The organism is Micromonospora sp. NBC_00858 (genome assembly GCF_045207365.1).
Lineage (GTDB): Bacteria > Actinomycetota > Actinomycetes > Mycobacteriales > Micromonosporaceae > Micromonospora.
Genome location: NZ_CP108828.1, coordinates 3,915,897 through 3,934,885, shown reverse-complemented (window position 1 = coordinate 3,934,885; position 18,989 = coordinate 3,915,897). Strand labels below are relative to the sequence as shown.

Here is an 18,989-nt window from a genome sequence, read left to right as displayed (position 1 = left end):
CTATAGTTTTCCTATGTCTCATGAGCCGCCACGTCGCTGGGCGATCAGGACGACAACCGATGTCCGGGACTGGTTGCGGTCTCTGCGGCAGGCTGACCCGGCGACGTACCGGTCGGTCAACGTAGCGATCGACATGCTCGCGGAGACCGGGCCGGGCCTCGGGCGCCCCCTGGTCGACACCCTCAGAGGTTCGAGCATCAGCAACCTCAAGGAACTACGACCGAGGTCCGGACGGGACGTCGCTGTTCGAGTGCTGTTCGTCTTCGATCCCTGGTCCCAGGCAGTGCTGTTGGTGGCCGGCAACAAGGCAGGGGACTGGAATCGATGGTACGAGAAAGCGATTCCGGTCGCTGAGATCGCGTACGAGGGCTGGCTAGCCTTCGAGAGGAAACGGAGGGAGGGCTGATGAGCGGGTTCCATGACTGGGACGACATCCGGGCTGAGCTGCACGACGGAGACGATGAAGCGCTCGACGCAGAACGTGCCCGAACCGAAGCGTGGATCAGCGCGTTCCACCTTGCTGGAGAGCGGAAGCGGCTGGGTCTGACGCAGCGGCAGGTGGCCGAGCTGATGGGTGTCACGCCCGGCCGAGTCAGCCAGATTGAAAATGGCGATCTGGAGGCCAACGAGGTCGCGACGCTGAGCCGTTACGCACGAGCACTCGGCGCCCGGATGCGGATCATCTTCGACTATGGCGACGACCTCCGCCAGATTGCCTGAACACGAAGGTCCACTGCTAATACCGGCGACCAGCGCTGGCCAGCCCGATTGTCCGCCTGGGCCGTTCACCGAGGCCGGTACTCGACCTCCGGTCGACCAGGCGTGCCGTAGCGGGGCCGGCGCGCCGCCCGGTCGACGGTCACCAGGTACTCCAGATAGCGGCGGGCGGTCACCCGGGAGATGCCGGTCCGCGCGCTCACCTCGGTCGCCGACAGCCCCACGTCCGCGCGGGTTCCGTCGGTGAGGGCGGCGCGCACCCGGTTCAGGGTCTGCGCGTCCAACCCCTTGGGCAGGCTGTGCCCGGCCGTGCCGCGCAGGGTGGCGAACATCCGGTCCACCTCGTGCTGCGCGGCCACCTCACCGTCGGCGAGCGCCTGGGCGCGGTAGTCGGCGTACCGCTCCAGCTTGTCGCGAAACGCGGCGAAGGTGAACGGCTTGAGCAGGTAGTGGGTCACTCCAAGAGAGACCGCCGTGCGCACCACCGCGAGGTCCCGGGCCGAGGTCACCGCGAGCACGTCGACGCTGCTGCCCGCCGCGCGCAGCGCCCGGCAGACGTCCAGGCCGTGCAGGTCGGGCAGCCGGAAGTCGAGCAGCACCAGGTCGACGTCGCCGCCGTCGTTGGCGCGCAGCGCCGCCATCGCCGCCCGCGCGGTGTGCGCCACCCCGACCACCACAAAACCGGGAACCCGCTCGGTGTACGCCGCGTGCGCCTCCGCGAGCAGCGGCTCGTCCTCGACGACCAGCACCCGAATGTCGGTCATCGGCGGGCCCCGACGACCGGCAGTCGGACGGTGAACAGGCTGCCGCCGTCGTCCGAGCGGCCCACCTCGGCCCGGCCCCCGTGCCGGCGGACCACCTGCCCGACCAGCGCCAGGCCGAGGCCCCGGCCGGTGCTCTTGGTGGACCAGCCGCGCCGGAACGCGTCCGCCACCCGGTCCGGGGCCAGCCCGGGGCCGCTGTCGGCGACCCGTACCACCAGCTCGTCGTCGACCGCGCCGACGAAGACGCGTACCCGGCGGGGGGCTGGCGTACCGGCCACCGCTTCGAGGGCGTTGTCGACCAGGTTGCCGACCACGGTGAGGAGGTCGCCGGTCGGCAGGGGGCTGTCGTCGAGGCGGCAGTCCGGCTCGATCACCAGGTCCACCCCGCGCTCGCTGGCCTGCGCCGACTTGCCGAGCAGCAACGCGGCCAACGCCGGCTCGGTCACCGCGCCGACCACCCGGTCGGTCAGTTGCTGGGCCAGCGCCAGGTCCCGGGTGCCGAGCCGGACCGCCTCGTCGGCGCGGCCCAGCTCCACCAGGGTCAGCACGGTGTGCAGCCGGTTGGCCGACTCGTGGGTCTGCGCCTGCAACGCCTCGGTCAGCGCGCGGACCGAGTCCAGCTCGCTGGCCAGGGCGCGCAGCTCGGTCTGGTCGCGCAGGGTCAGCACGGTGCCGAGCACCGCGCCCTCGAAGCGGGTGGTCCGTTGGTTGGCCACCAGCACCCGGTCGCCGGCCAGGATGGGCTCGTCGAGGGCGTCCCGCCGGGAGGTGAGCAGCTCGGCCACCGCGGGCGGCAGGTCGATCCCGGCCACCGGCTGGTCGGTCACGGGCGCGTCCCCGTCGAGGCCCAGCAGCCGGCGCCCCTCGTCGTTGATCAGTGCCACCCGGCGGTCGGTCGTCAACACGACGAGGCCCTCCCGCACCGAGTGCAGGACCGCGTCGTAGTACTCGTACATCCGGGTCATCTGGGCCGGCCCGAGACCGTGCGTCTGGCGGCGCAGCCGGCGGCTGAGCAGCCAGGAGCCGGACGCGGCGAGGGCGAGCGCCGGTGCGGCGACACCCAGCAGCACCGGCAGTTGACCGAGCAGCTTCCGGTTGATGGCCCGGGTGGTGATACCCACCGAGACCAGCCCGACGATCCGCCGCTGGTCGTCGTACACCGGAACGACCGCGCGCACCGACTCGCCGAGCGTGCCGACGTTGGTGATGGTGAATGGGTGGCCCGCCAGGGCGGGCTCGATCTCCCCGACGAACGGCTGGCCGATCAGCTCCCGGGTCGGGTGCGAGAAGCGGGTCCGGTCGGGGGCCATCACCACCACGAAGTCGGTGCCCGTCGCGAGCCGGGTCGACTCGGCGTACGGCTGGAGGGTGCCGGCCGGGTCGGCGGTCGTGAGGGCCTCGCGGACGTCGGGAGAGCGGGCCACGGTCTGTGCCACCGCGAGCACCTCCTCCTGTGCGGCCTGCTGGGAGTCGCTGCGGGCCAGCCAGAACGCCCCCGCCGCGCCGGCCAGCACCAGCAGCGTCACCACCACGGCCTGGAGGGCGAACAGTTGCCCTGCGATGCTCCACTGCCGTCGGGCCACCTCCACCACCTCCTCGTTGCGCCTGTGTCGCTGGACGGCGTCACCGGTGATGTCGCGGTGAACAGAATGACCGCAAGGCTGTCAACGTGTGAGACGCGCTTCACATTGTCGACATGGACACCACCGCATCCACCACCACACCGGCACCGCCGGTCCGCCGGGACCGTACCCGGTACCTTTACCTGGCCGTCATCGTGGCCGTGCTGGCCGGCATCGTGGTCGGCCTCGTCGCCCCCGATTTCGGCAAGGAACTCAAGCCGATCGGCACCGGCTTCGTCAACCTGATCAAGATGATGATCAGCCCGGTCATCTTCTGCACCATCGTGCTGGGCGTCGGCTCCGTCCGGCAGGCCGCGAAGGTCGGCAAGGTCGGCGGCCTCGCCCTCGGCTACTTCCTGACCATGTCGACCGTCGCGCTCGCCATCGGCCTGGTGGTCGGCAACCTCATTCACCCGGGCTCCGGCCTGAATCTGGGTCAGGACCTCGCCGGTGCGGGCAAGGCCGCCGCTGGTGACGAGGCCGGCGGGACGGTGGACTTCCTGCTCGGGGTCATCCCGACCACGCTGCTCTCCGCGCTCACCGAGGGAGAGGTGCTCCAGACGCTGCTGGTCGCCCTGCTGGTCGGCTTCGCCGTCCAGGCCATGGGCCGGCGCGGTGAGCCGGTGCTGAACGCCATCGGGGTGATCCAGCGGGTGGTGTTCAAGGTGCTCGCCATGATCATGTGGCTGGCGCCGATCGGCGCGTTCGGTGCCATGGCCGCCGTGGTCGGCGCGACTGGTGTCGACGCGCTCAAGAGCCTCGCGCAGATCATGGTGGGCTTCTACGCGACCTGTCTGATCTTCGTGCTGGTCTTCCTGGGCTCGCTGCTGTGGTTCGTGGCCCGGATCTCGATCTTCTCGCTGCTGCGCTACCTGGGCCGGGAGTTCCTGCTGATCCTGTCGACCTCGTCGTCGGAGTCGGCGTTGCCGCGGCTCATCGCGAAGATGGAGCACTTCGGGGTGAGCAAGCCGGTCGTGGGCATCACGGTGCCGACCGGATACTCGTTCAACCTGGACGGCACGGCGATCTACCTGACGATGGCGTCGCTGTTCATCGCCGACGCGCTGGGCAAGCCGCTGTCGATCGGCGAGCAGGTGTCGCTGCTGCTGTTCATGATCATTGCTTCCAAGGGTGCTGCCGGGGTTACCGGCGCTGGGCTGGCGACGCTGGCCGGTGGCCTTCAGTCGCACCGGCCGGACCTGGTTGACGGGGTTGGGCTGATCGTGGGCATCGACCGGTTCATGTCGGAGGCTCGGGCGTTGACGAACTTCGCCGGTAACGCGGTTGCGACCGTGCTGGTCGGGACCTGGACCGGGGAGTTCGATCGGGATCGGGCGGCTGGGGTGCTGCGCGGCGACGACCCGTTCGACGAGGCCACGATGCTGGACGAGCATGACGACGAGGACGAGTCGGCGACGCGGCGGTCCGAAGAGGCGGCAACGCCGGTCGGTGTGCCGGCCTGACTCCGGAGTCCGGAACCAACAGGGGTCGCGCCAGGCCAGGGCCGGCGCGACCCCTGCGTTTACGCCAGTCCTCTACGGCACCCAGTTCATCTCCAGTTCGATGGCCGCCGCGCGATCCAAGGATGCAAGCCGTCGGCTGAACTGGTCGGCCTGGCGCGGCGGCTCAAGGTGATCGACCAGACCCAGCGCATCTAGGCTGCCCTGATGCCGGCCAACGAGATGCCACCCATGGCAACCCCGCGCATCGCCGCAGGCGCCCTCTTCCTCGACGAAGAAGGCCGCGTGCTCCTCGTACGCCCGAGCTACAAGAAGCACTGGGAAATCCCCGGCGGATTTGTCGAACCCGGAGAGTCGCCGCCTGCGGCATCCAAACGCGAGATTGCCCGCGGCCGCGTAGCAGGGCACGGTAAACCAGCAGAGGTGGTTTAGCGCCTCCCCCATGCGGGGCGACACTGGAGGGCCGAGAATCCTCCATCGCTCACGCAGCACGCGTATCCCACACAAATGTCCGCGGCCCGGCGCTCGTCCGGGATCGGCGCCGGCTCGATGCTGGCGGCAGCGCGGCTGGACCATTTCGGCCCGCGATGCCGGCGGGGTTGATCGCGAACACGGTGGCGGCGATGCTGTGGGCGTGGAGTACGTGTCCAGAGTGCCGCGACCGCCGCTGGACGGGCTGATCGACGACCTTTACTACCTGGAGGGTGCGCCGCCGTACGCCCGGCTGACGCTGCCGGCAAGTCCGGCGGCGTTGCTCATCGTCAACCTCGGGGCGCCGTTCCGCATCCGCGCCGGCACCGACATCGAGACGGCCGAGTACGCCGACGGCTGCGTGGTCACCATGCCCACCCGCGCGTGGGAGTTCGGCTACCCATCCCGGACCCGGTCCGTCGGCGTGCACTTCAAGCCGTGGGGGCCGGCGCCGTTCCTGCCGATGCCCGCGGCCGAGCTGTGTGACCGGCCGGTGACGGTAGAGCAGGTTTGGGGCCGGCCCGCCATTGCTGAGCTGCGAGACCGGCTGGCCACGGCGGACGGACCGCACGAGATGCTGACGCTGCTCGAGGAGGAGCTGATGCGACGGCTGTGCGAGACCGCCGGCCTGGGGCTGGTCCGCCATACGAGCAGCGTCATCGCGGCGACCAGCGGGGCGGTGGCGATCGGCGACCTGAGGGTGGCAGCCGGTGTCAGCAGCACTCATCTGGCACAGCGGTTCAAGGAGCTCATCGGCGTCACGCCGAAGCGGCTGGCCCGCACCTACCGCTTCACCGCCACCGTGTTCGCGATCAACCCCGCCGGACCGATCGACTGGGGCGACCTCGCCGGTGGCGCAGGCTACTTCGACCAGGCCCACTTCGGCCACGAGTTCCGGGCGTTCACCGGGCTCACGCCGACCCGGTACGTCGAAGTCCGGCGGCGATTCCTGCGCGAACATCCCGGCCACGCGCTGGACGGCTGGCCGCTGCCGGCCGATTGATTTCTTACAAGAGCGACAGCTCACGACACGCTAATTTGGGGGCACCCCAAAGCAAAGGAGAGCCCCGTGGGCAAGGTGGTCATGTACAGCTCGGTATCGGTGGACGGCTTCATCGCGGACGAGAATGACCAGCCCGGACCGCTGTTCGACTGGTTGTCCAGCGGTGACGTCCCGTTGGACGAGAGCGGCGTGCTAAAGGTGTCGCAGACGTCCTACGACTACACCCGGCCGTACTGGGACCAGATCGGGGTGACAATCGCCGGCCGCCACGTCTTCGACATGACGGACGGCTGGGACGGGAAGCCTCCGGGCGGGATCGACCACGTGGTCGTCGTGACGCACCGGCCGAAGCCCGAGGGCTGGGACCCCGAGGCGCCGTTTCACTTCGTCGACAGCGTCGAGGCAGCCGTGGCCAAGGCGCAGGAGCTTGCGGGTGACCGCATGGTCGAGGTCGCCGCCGGCGACGTCGGTGGCCAGGTGCTTGCCGCGGGCCTGATCGACGAGGTGCGCATGGACGTCGTACCCGTCGTGTTCGGGTCCGGCAAGCGCTACTTCGGGTCGGTCCACGCGCAGCACCTGTTGGAGGATCCTGACGTGGTGATTCAGAGCAACCGGGTGCTTCACCTGCGCTATCGGGTGCGCCGTTGACCGATCTGAGCGGGTACGCGAAGAAGTCCACTGCGAACGGTGACACAAGATCGGGCCTCCGGCTGCGTTTGCGCATCGCTGTCCGTGGTCGGGCAGCCGACGCCGATCCGCCCCAGCACCTCACCTGCGGCAAGTTCAACTCAAGATCACTGGTTGCCGGTTTCCGTCGTATCTTTGGCCGACCCCCGGGAAGAGCGGCATTTCACCAATGCAGGGTGTAGTCGGGGTCTGAATCCGCCTGTCTCGAGTAGGGATCGGGCGATGTAGTTGGTGAAGTTGCGGAAGCCGAGGGCAAGGAACTCACGCCGATCGGCACCGGCTTCGTCAACCTGATCAAGATGATGATCAGCCCGGTCATCTTCTGCACCATAGCCGATTCGCTGGATCGGCCTTTTTGATTTCTCCGCGGACAACACCGTGTCGTCAGACACCGCTACGTCTTATCCCGCTAGTCGATAAACCACTCGCCATTGCTCCCGCGTCTGCATTGAGCTTCGCCGTCCACAGGCGACGCGGTGCGGTGGCGTGAATCAGTTGGGGAGACTGGCGGGCGAGCAACACCAGCAGGCACCGGAGCCTTCAGCCCGTAGACGGGCTGTTCACGCTGCCTGGGTTGATTCCGGAGGGACCGGGAGCCACGCATGTTTGGTTACTGTGGATTCGATGCATTCGGTGTTCATGGCCGCGTAGTCGATCTACGTGTTGGTAACATCGCGCTGGGCAACAATGCTGGTGTCCATGGTGGAGTTGGTCGAAATGGTGGGGTGGGAACCGCCGAGCCGACGTGTGACATACGTAACTGTCGGGTTCTCGCCTGCCGGAGAAATTGGGCATGTAATCATTGCCGGGTACATTTCCTGTCGTGCCCGACGCTTCTCGACAAATGATTGCCGATCGTTACCGATTGGTCCGTCCGCTCGGCCAGGGCGGGATGGGCCGCGTGTGGCAGGCCCGGGACGAGATGCTCCAGCGAGACGTGGCCATCAAGGAGTTGGTGGCGCCGCCCGGCCTGCGCGACGACGAACGCCGCGAGATGCGCGAACGGTCCATGCGCGAGGCGCGGGCCGTCGCCCGCCTGGGCCACATCAACGTGGTACGCGTCTTCGACGTGCTGCACTCGGGCGACGACCCGTGGATCGTGATGGAGCTCGTCCCGTCCCGATCCCTGCATGAGGTGCTCGAAGCCGAGGGGCCGATGTCGGCGGCCCGCGCCGCGCGGATCGGGCTGGGCGTGCTGAGTGCGCTGCGGGCCGCACACCGGGCCGGCGTACTGCACCGGGACGTGAAGCCGGCCAACGTGCTGCTCGCCGACGACGGCCGGGTGGTGCTGACCGATTTCGGGCTGGCCACCCTCCCCGGCGATCCGCGGATGACCCAGACCGGGATGGTGCTCGGCTCACCGGCGTACCTCGCACCGGAGCGGGTCACCGACGGCGACGTCGGCCCGGCCGCCGACCTCTGGTCGCTCGGCGCCACCCTCTACGCGGCGGTCGAGGGCCGCACCCCGTATCACCGCTCGTCTCCGATGGCGACGCTGGCAGCGCTCGCCACCGAGGCGCCACCATCGGCCCAGCGAGCCGGCCAACTGACCCCGCTCCTTGAAGGACTGTTGCGTCGAGAGCCGGATCAACGGATCGGCGCCGAGGAGGCGGATCGCCTCCTGCGGCACGCCGCCGACCAGGGCAACCCGGTCGGCCCGACGCCCGCCGCGTCGGGACCGGCCGTGCCGTTCACCCGGATCAACACCGGCGACGGCACGCCCCGATCGATCGTGCCCGAGTTCGTCACCGCCGGGTCCGGCGGGCCGGTCGATCCGTCGACCGACCCACCGGCGAACGCCACGTCGCCGCCTCCTGCCCTGACGACGGACTCGTTGCCGGCGGTCTCCGCGACATCGTCCGGGTCCGACCCGAGCTCGTCAATTCCCGAGTCGGCCGCGCCGCCGGACCCCGCGGCCGGTCCGACCAGCGGCCCGGCCCGGCGGCGTCGGGGTTGGCTGGTCGGCTCGATCGCCGCTGCCGTACTGGTCGTGCTGGTGGTGAGCGCGTCACTGCTGAGCGGCCGACCATTCGGCGAAGCGGGCAGAGCGCCGACCGCCAATCCCTCTCCAATCGCCGAAGAGGCGGTGTCCCAGGTGCTGCCGCCGCCGTCGGCCGGCTGGCGCTACCACCGGGACGACCCCCGCTTCCTCGTGCCGGTGCCGGACGGCTGGCGGTCGCAACGCGTTGGCGAGGGGGTCGAATTCCGCGAGTCGGGCGGCAGCCGACAGTTCGTCCTCGACGAACTCCGGCCGATCCCCGCAGATCTGGTCGCCGGGCTACGAACGCGGGAAAAGTCGGAGCGTCAACGGTACGGCAACTACCGGCGGGTCCGGCTCGCCGCGCTGAACTACCAGGTGCGGGCGGCTGAGTGGGAGTGGACGTACACCGATGCCAACGGCACGCCGATGCGGGCGACGAGCCGCGCCTTCGTCGATCGCAATGGGCACGCGTACACGATCGGCTGGACCACCTCGGACGCCGAGTGGTCGGTCAGCCGGGGGATCTTCGAGCTGATCACGGATGGCTTCCAGGGGCTGCCGCTAGCCGCCGGTCCGCCGTCCGGATCGGCGAGTGTCCCACCGGCAGGAGGTGCGGGGCGCCCGTCGACCGGGTCGGGCAGTGGTTCGACGGCCGCTGCGGGGATCCCAGGGCAGCAGCCCTCGGCGACGGCGGCTCCACCACCCGCTGCGCCGGTCCGGCCGGCCGGCGCCAAGCAGATCGTCGGCAAGGAGACCGGGCTCTGCCTCAACAGCGGCGAACGCGACGGAGTGCGGGTTACGCTGCGCAAGTGCCAGGAGGTGCGGAACCAGTGGTGGTCCTTCTCGTCCGACGGCACCATCCGGGTGGGCAGCCTCTGCCTGGACGTCGCCTGGGGTGAGAAGCGCGACGGCGTTGCCGTGCAGTCCGCCAACTGCACCACCGTGCATGCCCAGAAGTGGGAGTGGATCGAGAAGGACGGGCGCCGCTCACTTTTCAACCGCCTGACCGGCAGGTGTCTGGACGTCGACGGCCACGCGGCGGGCGCGCCGATGATGATCTGGACCTGCGTGTTCAACGCGAAGCAGACGTTCAACCAGAAGTAGGCTGCTGTCAGCGGCGATGATGCCCGCCATCGCGGTGCACGCTGTCAGTGTCGCCGCGTCCATTGCCGACGGTCACGTCCGCTCCGACGGCGACCCGGCCCCAGTGCAACGGGAACGCCAACCAGAAAGGCGGGCCAGCTGAGCCCTTGGGCCGAGTGGGGGGCATAGCTGACGATTCGCAGCGAAAGCCGCCGCCACCGGGGAAGATGGTCAACCGGGGATAGGGGCGTGGCGACGAACCCGGGGGACCAGGCGTGCTCGGAACCAGCCTCCTGGGCCGGCTTCGTCGTCGTGACCCGGGGGATGCCGTCCTGCGGCGTGCTGCACGCCTGACACTCGTCGCCTCCCTCGTCTTCTACGCCTGCCGCTACGGCGCGGGGAACCCGGTGCTGGCCACGTACGGGCTGTTCGGCACGGTCGCCGCCGGGTCGTTCGCGCAGTTGCCCGGTCCGGCGCGCCAGCGGGCGCGGATCCTGATCACGTCGCTGCCGGTGGTCTGGGCGCTGATCACCGTGGGCACGCTGCTGGCGTGGAGCACCTGGGCGGCGGCCGGCGGGATGCTGGTCATCGGGTTCGTCGTGGCGTTCGCCGGGGTCGGCAACCCGCGCCTCGTCGGGCTGGGCAGCGCGTTCCAGCTCTTCTACATCCTGGCGTCGTTCCCGCCGTACCAACCGGGCACGCTGCCGCAGCGGCTTGGTGGGGTCACGCTCGCCATCGTGCTGCTCGCTGTGGCCGAGGTGGTCCTCTGGCCCGATCCGGTTCCGGTCTCCTACCGGCAACGACTCACCGACGCGTCGGATGGCGTCGCGGCGTTCCTCAATGCCACGTCGGACGCGCTGACCGACCCGCACGGCGGTCACGGCGGTCGGGAGACGCACCGCGAGCGGGCGTACGGCGCGGTGGCGGGGCTCGCGCTGAGCCGTACTCCCGCGGCGTGGGCACCGATCGCCGCCGGCGCTCGTGATCGGGCGCTGCGGATCTGCGCGTCGGCGCTGCGGGAGGTCCTCGCGGAGGCGGATCGGCTGACGGCTGACGGCCCACCGGTGCGGTCTCCGGACCTGGCGGCGGCGCGGCTGCTGCGGTCGTGCGCCGACACGACCCGTGTCGCCGGCCGGAGCCTGTCGCCGGGTGGGCCGCCGGTTGACCTCGGCGACCTGGACGCCGCGATCGGGCGTGCTGAGGGGGCGTACCCCGCTGGGCAGGACGGCGGCCGCGCCGTGCCGGACGTGTTCCGGTTGTGCCGGGACGCCACCGCGCTGGCCCTCGCCGACCAGGTGCGGGTCTTCGCCGTCGGGACCCGGGTGGCCAGCGGATCGCGACTCGACGACGGGGATACCTACTCAGGGCTCTTCGAGTACGCGAGGCGCAGTCCATGGACGTTGTACTGGCGGCAGTTCCGCGCCCACCTGGCGCCCCGCTCCGAACACCTGCACAGCTCGCTGCGGCTGGCCGTGGCGCTGGCCATCGCCCGGGTGGCCGCCGGGGTGTTGCAGCTCACCCACGGCTTCTGGGTGCTGCTGGCCACCCTCACCGTCCTGCGCACCTCGGCCGCTGACACCCGCACCGCGCTGCGGCCCGCGGTGCTGGGCACGATCGCCGGCGCCGTCGTCAGCGGACTGCTGATGTTCGTCATCGACGAGCCGATCGTCTACGCCGTCGCGTTGCCGTTCGCGCTGATGCTGGCCTTCGGCGTCGGTCGCCTGCTGGGTCCGGTCTGGCAACAGGCACTGTTCACCCTGCTGCTGACGTTCGTCTTCGCCCAACTCGGCCCCAAAGGATGGCGGCTCGCCGAGGCCCGCCTGGTCGACGTTGTGCTCGGCGCGGTGATCGGCGTGCTGGTCGGCGTGGCGATGTGGCCGCGCGGCGCAAGCCACGACCTTCGGCGCAACGCCGCCCGCTACCTGGCGGCCAGCGGAGACGCGGTCGAGCAGACCGTCCAGGCGCTGCTCGGCGGTCCTCCGCCCGAGCGTGCCTTCCACCGGGTTGGTCAGCGGATGATCCTGGTTGGCTCGTCGCACTGCCAGTACCACTCGGAGCGGCACGATCCGTCGAGCCGGCGGGTGGACTGGGACGCGGTCCTGGGCGCCGGGCACCACGTGATGTCCGGCGCTGAGTCGCTGCTGCGGCGTAACCCGCCCGGCTGCCTCGCCGGCTGGCCGCCGGCCACGGAGTTGCTGCGGGAGTCCGCCGGCGAGCTGCGCTCGGCGTACGACGACCTCGCCGACCAGGTCGAGCACGGCCGGCCTTCGGGGCCGGTGCCCACCCCGCCCGGCTGCGTCGACGAACTCGACCGGATCCGCCCGTTGCTCGGCGAGGTCGACTCGCGGTCCTCGGTCCGGCATCTGGTGGAGGCCGATCGGTGGCTCGCCAGTCTCGCCGACGGCCTCGCCCGGATCCACCCGCCCGCCCCTGATTCGGCCGACCGAGACGGGAAGGCGTGAGCCCGAGCGGGTGGGATGCGCTCGGATCCGTGCGCTCGACGGCGCTGCTGGCCCGGCATGGTGTCGCTAGTGAGCGTGATACCTCAGTGCCATATCTATACCTCAGAGTCATCATGCTCTTCAGGGACTGTGTGCCCTGCTAGGGCTTGCCGACCGGCTCCCACCAGGGATAGCGCTCCCGACGCGGGCACAGCGAAAGCTCAGCCCGCAGCCCTGCCGAGCAGGGATCCGTGCTGACTCCACAGCCACCGTAGGTACTGCTGGAGCTCCTCGGATGTGGCGACCCATCCCTTGTCCTGATAGCTGAGGATGCGTTCCACCTCCCCGGGTATGAGGTCGTAGGCGTTGGCGCCGGTTTCCGGAACGGGTGTGTCCGGGGCGACGGCCACGGGGACGGGGATGATCGGGAGGCGACGACCGCTCCTGATGAATGCCTTGAGGACCGTGAGGTAGGCGCGGGGCAAATGGTAGGGCGACACCGCGAGCGCGAGGCTGGTGATGCCGCGGCCGTGGACCTGGTCGACGATCCATGCCGCTTGCAGGCCGGTGTTGGGAGCCGGGTCGGCTTGGAGGAAGACCCCTCTGGTACGCCGCAGGCCGAGGCTGCGCAGATAGTCGAGCGTGATCTCGACGTAGGTCTCCTCGGCCGGGTTCCCGTTCGCCACCAGGAGGTAGCGGAGGCCGGGGTTCGCCTCCCAGGCGCGGATCGCATGGGTGAAACGCCATTCTTCGCCCTGACCGCTGGCAATCACGAGCGCGTCGACGTGATCAGCGGCCGACTGCGGCAGGGTCAGGATGATCGTGACGGCCTTCAGTACGCCCAGGAGCTGGCTGGCGGTGAAGCCGGAGAGATTCCCTTCGCTCGCGATCCGGGGGATTACTCCCTGTGGCGGCGAAGCCCGATCATCCACGTCCGGGCCCTCGATGACGCCCCAACCCTCGTCCGCAGCGAATGTGCGCACCACACCGATGCTCGTCATGGCCCCATTCTGCGGTGGGTGCCCGCCCGCCCACGTCCCAGACCGCTGCGGGCGGTGGCCAGCAGGCAGCAGGCCGCCGGTCGCCAATTGGCCGTGCCCATGCCAGGGCGCTCCGCCTAGCGTCGGTCGCGTGGACATTGAGCAGGCACAGAAGCTCTGGCAGCCGGAGCCCGGCTGGTTGAACACCGCCTCCTACGGGTTGCCGCCCGAGCCGGCCTGGACGGCGATGCAGGAGGCTCTGGCCGACTGGCGGGTCGGCCGGACGTCCTGGGAGGGCTGGGGGGACTCCGTGAGCCGGGCCCGGACCGCGTTCGCCGGCCTGATCGGGGTGCCGGGCGAGGACGTGGCGGTCGGCGCGACCGCCTCGCAGATGCTGGCTCCGGTCGCGGCGTCGCTGCCGGCCGGAACGACGGTGCTGGTTCCCGAGGTCGAGTTCACCTCGAACCTCTTCCCCTGGCTCGTGCAGGAGGAGCGCGGCGTCAACGTCCGCACCGTGCCGCCGGAAGGGCTGGTCGACGCGATCGACGCCGACACCGACCTGGTCGCGTTCAGCCTGGTGCAGTCGGCCGACGGCCACGTCGCGGCGTACGACGAGATCGTGGCTGCGGCCCGCGCGCACGGTGCGCTGATCGTGGTGGACGCGAGCCAGGCGTGCGGCTGGCTGCCGTTCGACGGGAGCCTGGCCGACGTGGTGGTGGTGAGCGGTTACAAGTGGGTGATGGGCCCGCGTGGCTGCGCGTACGCCTATCTGGCCCCGGCGTTGCGTGACCGGCTGCGCCCGGACGCCGCCGGCTGGTACGCGGGCCGCGACCCGCACGCCTCCTACTACGGCCCGCCGCTGCGGTTGGCCGACGACGCTCGCCGGTTCGACATCTCACCGGCCTGGTTCAGCTGGGTCGGTGCCGCGCCCGCGCTGGAGTTGATCGCCGAGATCGGCGTGCCGGCGATCCAGGCGCACGACGTGGCGCTGGCCAACCGGTTCCTGACCGGGCTGGGCCGCCCGCCGGGGGAGAGCGCGATCGTCACCGTCGACGTGCCCGACGCGGAGCGGCGGCTGGCGGCGGCCGGAATCCGCGCGGCGGTACGGGCCGGGCGGGTCCGGGCGTCGTTCCACCTCTACTCCACCGAGGCCGATGTGGACGCCGCGCTGACGGCGCTGACCGGCTGAGCCGGTCAGCGCCACGCCCGCTCAGGCCAGGTGACCGCCGATCTTCGTGTACCCGCGCAGCAGGTCCCGCGAGATGATCAGCCGCTGCATCTCGTCGGTGCCCTCGAAGATCCGGTACAGCCGGACCTGCCGGTACCAGCGCTCGATGGGCAGCTCCCGGGTGTAGCCCATGCCGCCGTGGATCTGGAGCACCCGGTCGACCACCCGGTTGACCATGCCGGCGCCGTAGAGCTTGCCCATCGACGAGGCGTGTCGGGGGTCCATGCCCTGGTCGACCGTCCACGCCGACTTCAGCACCAGCCAGCGGGCGGCCTCCAGCTCGGTCTCCGAGTCGGCGATCATCCACTGGATGGCCTGGTTGGTGCCGATCTTCGCGCCGAAGGTCTCCCGGGTGTTGGCGTGGTCGATCGCCATCTGCAGGACCCGTTCGGCGATGCCGATGGCGTGCGACGGGATGGTGTAGCGGCCCTTGCCGATCCACTCCATGCCGAGGGTGAAGCCCTGCCCGATCTCGCCGAGGATGTTGCGGTGCGGCACGCGGACGCCGTCGAAGATCAGCGACGCCGGGCCGCCCTCGCCCATGGTCTGGATGAACTCCGAGCGCCAGCCCATTGACCGGTCCACCAGGAACGCGGTGGCCCCGCCGTTGCGGGCGCCCTTCTCCCGGTCGGTCACCGCCACCACGATGGCGAAGTCGGCGTCGTTGCCGCCGGTGATGAAGGTCTTCTCGCCGTCGAGGATCCAGTCGTCGCCGTCGCGGCGGGCGGACAGCCGGATGTTCGCCGCGTCCGACCCGGCGCCCGGCTCGGTGATCGCGAAGCAGGAGCGCCGCTCGCCCTCGATGGTCGGGATGAGGAACTCCTGCTTCTGCTCCTCGGTGGCGTGGAACAGAATGTTGTCCGCCTCGCCGCCGAAGCGGAACGGCACGAAGGTGTGGCCCAGCTCCGTCCAGATCAGTGACTGGAGTACGGCCGGCAGGTCCATCCCGCCGTACTCCTCCGGCGTGGCCAGGCCCCAGAACCCGAACTTGCGGGCCTTGAGTTGCAGCTCGCGCACCTCGGAGTGGTCCAGGCCCGGCTGGTGCGCGCGCTCCCGGCGGAGCACCTCCGCCTCCAGCGGCATCACCTCGCGGCGGATGAACGACCGGACGGTGTCCCGTACCGCCCGCTCCTCGTCGGTCAGCGAAAAGTCCACGGTGGTCCTCCTGGCGTTGGCGCAGCCGGTCACCCTTAAACTAGCGGTGTAAGTTTTGCTGCGTCCAGCCCCTACTGCCGAGACCGCGAGGAGCGCAGTGCCCCGACCACGTCAGCCCCGGCTCACCCGGCAGCTCATCGTCGAGACCGCCGCCGCGGTGATCGACGCTGAGGGCCTGTCGGCGTTCTCCACCCGCCGGCTCGCCGCCGAGCTGGGCGTGCGCGGTCCCTCGCTCTACAACCACTTCGCCACCAAGGACGAGATCCTGGACGCGGTGGCCGACACGGTCGCCGCCGCCGTCGACACCAGCGGCTTCGCCAGCCGGGACTGGGCCGCCGCGCTGCGCGACTGGGCCTGGTCGTACCGACGGGCGCTCACCGCGCACCCGAACATCGTGCCGTTCCTGGCTCAGGGGCCCGGGCGTCGGCCCGCCGCGCTGGCCATGGCCGACGCGGTCTACGGCGGGCTGGTGCGTGCCGGCTGGCCGCCGGCCCGGGCCACCCACATCGGGGCGGCGCTGCGCTACTTCGTGGCCGGGTCGGCGCTCGGCTCGTTCGCCCGGGGCTTCGTCGAGGACCCCGAGCTGTACGCCGCGCACTATCCGCACCTGCGCCAGGCGCACCGGCTCGCCGAGCACCAGCAGAGCGTGGACGAGGGCGCCTTCGCCCTCGGCCTGGACGCCCTGCTGCACGGCCTGGCCGCCGAGTACGCCCGCACCGTCGGCCCACTCGACCCGGTGGAGTCCGCCCGGCCCAGCGGGTAGCGTCCAAACTCCCAGCGCTAGTTTCCTCGCCCATCGCCCACCCCCGAAGGGACGACATGGACCTCGCCGCCCCGCCGTCGCAGGTGCTGCCCGACGCCCTGCGCCTCCGGCGCCACCTGCACATCGCCGGCGAGTGGACCGAGTCCACCGCCAGCGACGTGATCGGAGTGGAGAACCCGAGCACCGGTGAGCTGATCGGGCAGGTGCCGGCCGGCACCCCGGCCGACGTGGCCCGCGCCGTCGCCGCGGCCCGCGCCGCCTTCCCCGGCTGGTCGGCCGCCGCCCCCGCCGAGCGGTCCGCTCACCTCGACCGGCTGCACACCGCGCTCGCCGCGCGCGCCGACGACCTCGCCCGCACGATCACCGCGGAGATGGGCGCGCCGCTCAAGCTCGCCACACGGGTGCAGGTCGGGTTGCCGCTGACCGTGCTGCGCGACCACGTCGCGCTCGCCGCCCGCCCCCCGGTCGAGGAGAGCATCGGCAACTCCCTCGTCGTCCGCGAACCGATCGGGGTGGTCGGCGCGATCACCCCGTGGAACTACCCACTGCACCAGGTGATGGCGAAGCTGGCGCCCGCGCTGGCGGCCGGCTGCACGGTGGTGCTCAAGCCCAGCGAGCTGACCCCGTTGACCGCGTACCTGCTCTTCGACGCCGTCACCGAGGCCGGGCTGCCGCCGGGCGTGCTCAACCTGGTCCCCGGCACCGGCCCGGTGGTCGGCGAGGCGCTCGCCGGGCACCCCGACGTCGACCTGGTCTCGTTCACCGGCTCCACCGCCACCGGCGCGCGGATCATGCGGCTCGCCGCCGACCGGATCGCCCGGGTCGCGCTGGAGCTGGGCGGCAAGTCCGCCAACGTGATCCTTCCCGACGCCGACCTGGCCACCGCCGTCAAGGTGGGCGTCGGCAACGCCCTGATCAACTCCGGCCAGACCTGCACCGCGTGGACCCGGATGCTGGTGCACCGCGACCGGTACGCCGAGGCGCTCGACCTGATCGCCGCGGCGGTGGCCGGCTACCGCCTCGGCGACCCGTTCGACCCGGCCACCCGGCTCGGCCCACTGGTCTCCGCCGCCCAGGCCGAGCGGGTCCGCGGCTACGTCGACCGGGCCCTCGCCGACGGCGCCCGACAGGTCGTCGGCGGCCCGGACGCCCCGGTGCCCGCCCGGGGGCACTTCGTCGCCCCGACCGTCTTCGCCGACGTCCATCCGGACAGCGCGCTCGCCCAGGAAGAGGTCTTCGGCCCGGTGCTCGCCGTCATCCCGTTCGACAACACCGACGAGGCGGTGGCCATCGCCAACAACTCGAAGTACGGGCTGGCCGGGGCGGTCTGGTCGGCCGACACGGACGCCGCGCTGGCGGTGGCCCGGCGGCTGCGCACCGGCGCCGTCGACATCAACGGCGCGCAGTTCAACCCGCTCGCCCCGTTCGGCGGTTACAAGCAGTCCGGCCTCGGCCGGGAGTTGGGCGTGCACGGCCTCGCCGAGTTCTGCGAGCTGAAGGCGATCCAGCGATGAGCGGCCCGGTCACCGTGCGGGCGCTGGTCGCGCGCGGGTCCGGCGCCGAGCTGCGGGTCGAGCAGGTACGCCTGCCCGCGCCCGGCCCCGGTGAGCTGCGGGTGACGATCCACGCCGCCGGCGTCTGCCACTCCGACCTGTCCATGGTGAACGGCACCCTCGCCGCGAAGTTCCCGCTGGTGCTCGGGCACGAGGCGACCGGGGTGGTGGCCGAGGCCGGGCCGGGCAGCCGGCTGGCGGTCGGCACGCCGGTGGTGCTCAACTGGGCGCCCGCCTGCCGGGCCTGCTGGTGGTGTCAGCACGACGAGCCGTGGCTCTGCGCCGCCAACACCGCGCCGACCGTCGCGCGCGGCGAGACCGACGACGGCACCCCGCTGCACCTCACCCTCGGCCTCGGCGCGCTCGCCGAGGCGGTGGTCGTGCCCGAGAGCGCCGTCATCCCGATCCCCACCGGGCTGCCCCCCGAGCGGGCCGCTCTGCTCGGCTGCGCGGTGCTCACCGGCGCCGGCGCGGTCCGCAGCACCGCCCGGGTGGCTCCCGGCGAGTCGGTGGCGGTGATCGGGCTCGGCGGGGTCGGGCTCGCCGTGCTCACCGCGGCCCGCCGGGCCGGCGCCACGCCGATCCTCGCCGTCGACGTCGCCGAGGCGAAGCGCGACCTGGCGCTCGCTGCCGGCGCGACCGACTTCCTGCTCTCCGACGACCGGCTCTCCAAGGACGTGCGGGCGCGCACCGAGGGTCGGGGCGTCGACCACGCCTTCGAGTGCGTCGGTCGCGCCGCCACCATCCGAGCGGCCTGGCGGCTCACCCGGCGCGGGGGAGCGGTGACCGTGGTCGGCATGGGCGCCAAGGACGACATGGTCAGCCTCGGCGCGCTGGACATCTTCCACTCCGCCCGTACGCTGCGCTCCTCGGTGTACGGCTCGTCCGACCCTGACCGCGAGGTGCCCGAGCTGGCCCGGGCCGCGCTCGACGGCACCCTGGACCTCGCGCCGTTGGTCAGTGGGGTGGTCACCCTCGACGAGGCGCCAGCCGCGTTCGATCGGCTGACCCGGGGCGAGGGCGCCCGCTGGGTGGTCAGCTTCCCGGGCTGAGCTGAGGTCCGGCCGGCGGCCGCTGCTCG

The 18,989-nt window shown here is 71.2% G+C and carries 17 protein-coding genes and 1 pseudogene; 14 read left to right on the top strand and 4 right to left on the bottom strand.

The genetic code is table 11. From position 1 onward, the window contains the following. Positions 1-13 precede the first annotated feature (13 nt). Complete coding sequence (locus tag OG990_RS18335; RefSeq protein ID WP_355605644.1) at positions 14-406, top strand: type II toxin-antitoxin system RelE/ParE family toxin; 393 nt, start codon at positions 14-16, stop codon at positions 404-406. Further along, positions 406-720, top strand: coding sequence for a helix-turn-helix domain-containing protein (locus OG990_RS18330; RefSeq protein ID WP_406076359.1), 315 nt, complete (start codon positions 406-408; stop codon positions 718-720). The genes OG990_RS18335 and OG990_RS18330 overlap by 1 nt, the downstream gene beginning before the upstream one ends. 65 nt (positions 721-785) lie before the next feature. Here the strand turns inward: OG990_RS18330 and OG990_RS18325 are convergent, their stop codons facing one another. Next, the gene (locus tag OG990_RS18325) at positions 786-1,481 is read right to left on the bottom strand and encodes a response regulator (RefSeq protein ID WP_328425970.1); all 696 of its coding nucleotides are present in this window, start codon (positions 1,479-1,481) and stop codon (positions 786-788) included. After that, entirely contained in the window at positions 1,478-3,064 is a 1,587-nt protein-coding gene (locus OG990_RS18320; protein ID WP_328425972.1) for a sensor histidine kinase, read from the bottom strand. The genes OG990_RS18325 and OG990_RS18320 overlap by 4 nt, the downstream gene beginning before the upstream one ends. Before the next feature lie 113 nt (positions 3,065-3,177). Between OG990_RS18320 and OG990_RS18315 the strand changes: the two genes are divergently transcribed. The 8 genes and pseudogenes from OG990_RS18315 to OG990_RS18280 all read left to right on the top strand — a co-directional run bounded on the left by OG990_RS18315 (position 3,178) and on the right by OG990_RS18280 (position 12,250). Next, positions 3,178-4,566, top strand: a complete 1,389-nt coding sequence (locus tag OG990_RS18315) for a cation:dicarboxylate symporter family transporter (RefSeq protein ID WP_355605650.1) — start codon at positions 3,178-3,180, stop codon at positions 4,564-4,566. A gap of 204 nt (positions 4,567-4,770) precedes the next feature. Further along, complete coding sequence (locus OG990_RS18310) at positions 4,771-4,995, top strand: NUDIX domain-containing protein (protein WP_406076356.1); 225 nt, start codon at positions 4,771-4,773, stop codon at positions 4,993-4,995. Between the two features lie 202 nt (positions 4,996-5,197). Then, a complete protein-coding gene (locus OG990_RS18305; protein ID WP_406076354.1) occupies positions 5,198-6,037 on the top strand; it encodes a helix-turn-helix domain-containing protein in 840 nt (279 codons plus the stop codon). A gap of 66 nt (positions 6,038-6,103) precedes the next feature. Continuing rightward, positions 6,104-6,685: a dihydrofolate reductase family protein gene (locus OG990_RS18300; RefSeq protein ID WP_355605671.1), complete on the top strand. Its 582-nt coding sequence runs from the start codon at positions 6,104-6,106 to the stop codon at positions 6,683-6,685. 308 nt (positions 6,686-6,993) lie between these two features. After that, the gene (locus OG990_RS18295; RefSeq protein ID WP_406081807.1) at positions 6,994-7,083 is read left to right on the top strand and encodes a hypothetical protein; all 90 of its coding nucleotides are present in this window, start codon (positions 6,994-6,996) and stop codon (positions 7,081-7,083) included. A gap of 485 nt (positions 7,084-7,568) precedes the next feature. Beyond that, positions 7,569-8,585 (top strand): annotated as a pseudogene (locus OG990_RS18290) (serine/threonine-protein kinase); the annotation flags it as partial. Positions 8,586-9,131: 546 nt separating this feature from the next. Then, positions 9,132-9,809 carry an RICIN domain-containing protein gene (locus OG990_RS18285; protein WP_406081805.1) on the top strand — a complete coding sequence of 226 codons (678 nt, stop codon included), beginning with the start codon at positions 9,132-9,134 and terminating at the stop codon, positions 9,807-9,809. Between the two features lie 254 nt (positions 9,810-10,063). Further along, complete coding sequence (locus OG990_RS18280; RefSeq protein ID WP_406076352.1) at positions 10,064-12,250, top strand: FUSC family protein; 2,187 nt, start codon at positions 10,064-10,066, stop codon at positions 12,248-12,250. 200 nt (positions 12,251-12,450) lie between these two features. On the opposite strand, the gene OG990_RS18275 is transcribed toward OG990_RS18280, so the two are convergent. Then, on the bottom strand, positions 12,451-13,230 hold the full coding sequence (locus OG990_RS18275; protein ID WP_406076351.1) for an ElyC/SanA/YdcF family protein: 780 nt from the start codon (positions 13,228-13,230) through the stop codon (positions 12,451-12,453). Between the two features lie 130 nt (positions 13,231-13,360). Between OG990_RS18275 and OG990_RS18270 the strand changes: the two genes are divergently transcribed. Next, a complete protein-coding gene (locus tag OG990_RS18270) occupies positions 13,361-14,398 on the top strand; it encodes an aminotransferase class V-fold PLP-dependent enzyme (RefSeq protein WP_406076349.1) in 1,038 nt (345 codons plus the stop codon). A 21-nt stretch (positions 14,399-14,419) separates the two neighbouring features. On the opposite strand, the gene OG990_RS18265 is transcribed toward OG990_RS18270, so the two are convergent. Next, a complete protein-coding gene (locus OG990_RS18265; protein ID WP_328426002.1) occupies positions 14,420-15,592 on the bottom strand; it encodes an acyl-CoA dehydrogenase family protein in 1,173 nt (390 codons plus the stop codon). 97 nt (positions 15,593-15,689) lie between these two features. On the opposite strand from OG990_RS18265, the gene OG990_RS18260 reads away from it, so the two are divergent. The 3 genes from OG990_RS18260 to OG990_RS18250 are packed head-to-tail and all read left to right on the top strand — an operon-like array spanning position 15,690 to position 18,960. Next, positions 15,690-16,355, top strand: coding sequence for a TetR/AcrR family transcriptional regulator (locus tag OG990_RS18260; protein ID WP_328426004.1), 666 nt, complete (start codon positions 15,690-15,692; stop codon positions 16,353-16,355). A 56-nt stretch (positions 16,356-16,411) separates the two neighbouring features. Next, positions 16,412-17,869, top strand: a complete 1,458-nt coding sequence (locus OG990_RS18255; protein WP_406076347.1) for an aldehyde dehydrogenase family protein — start codon at positions 16,412-16,414, stop codon at positions 17,867-17,869. Continuing rightward, a complete protein-coding gene (locus OG990_RS18250; protein WP_406076345.1) occupies positions 17,866-18,960 on the top strand; it encodes an alcohol dehydrogenase catalytic domain-containing protein in 1,095 nt (364 codons plus the stop codon). The genes OG990_RS18255 and OG990_RS18250 overlap by 4 nt, the downstream gene beginning before the upstream one ends. Positions 18,961-18,989 lie beyond the last annotated feature (29 nt).

Bases quoted from the DNA above. Each gene is read 5' to 3' on its own strand.
- OG990_RS18250 (WP_406076345.1), top strand. From the start codon at position 17,866: ATGAGCGGCCCGGTCACCGTGCGGGCGCTGGTCGCGCGCGGGTCCGGC.
- OG990_RS18275 (WP_406076351.1), bottom strand. From the start codon at position 13,230: ATGACGAGCATCGGTGTGGTGCGCACATTCGCTGCGGACGAGGGTTGG.
- OG990_RS18335 (WP_355605644.1), top strand. From the start codon at position 14: ATGTCTCATGAGCCGCCACGTCGCTGGGCGATCAGGACGACAACCGAT.
- OG990_RS18325 (WP_328425970.1), bottom strand. From the start codon at position 1,481: ATGACCGACATTCGGGTGCTGGTCGTCGAGGACGAGCCGCTGCTCGCG.
- OG990_RS18315 (WP_355605650.1), top strand. From the start codon at position 3,178: ATGGACACCACCGCATCCACCACCACACCGGCACCGCCGGTCCGCCGG.
- OG990_RS18310 (WP_406076356.1), top strand. From the start codon at position 4,771: ATGCCGGCCAACGAGATGCCACCCATGGCAACCCCGCGCATCGCCGCA.
- OG990_RS18255 (WP_406076347.1), top strand. From the start codon at position 16,412: ATGGACCTCGCCGCCCCGCCGTCGCAGGTGCTGCCCGACGCCCTGCGC.
- OG990_RS18330 (WP_406076359.1), top strand. From the start codon at position 406: ATGAGCGGGTTCCATGACTGGGACGACATCCGGGCTGAGCTGCACGAC.
- OG990_RS18285 (WP_406081805.1), top strand. From the start codon at position 9,132: ATGCGGGCGACGAGCCGCGCCTTCGTCGATCGCAATGGGCACGCGTAC.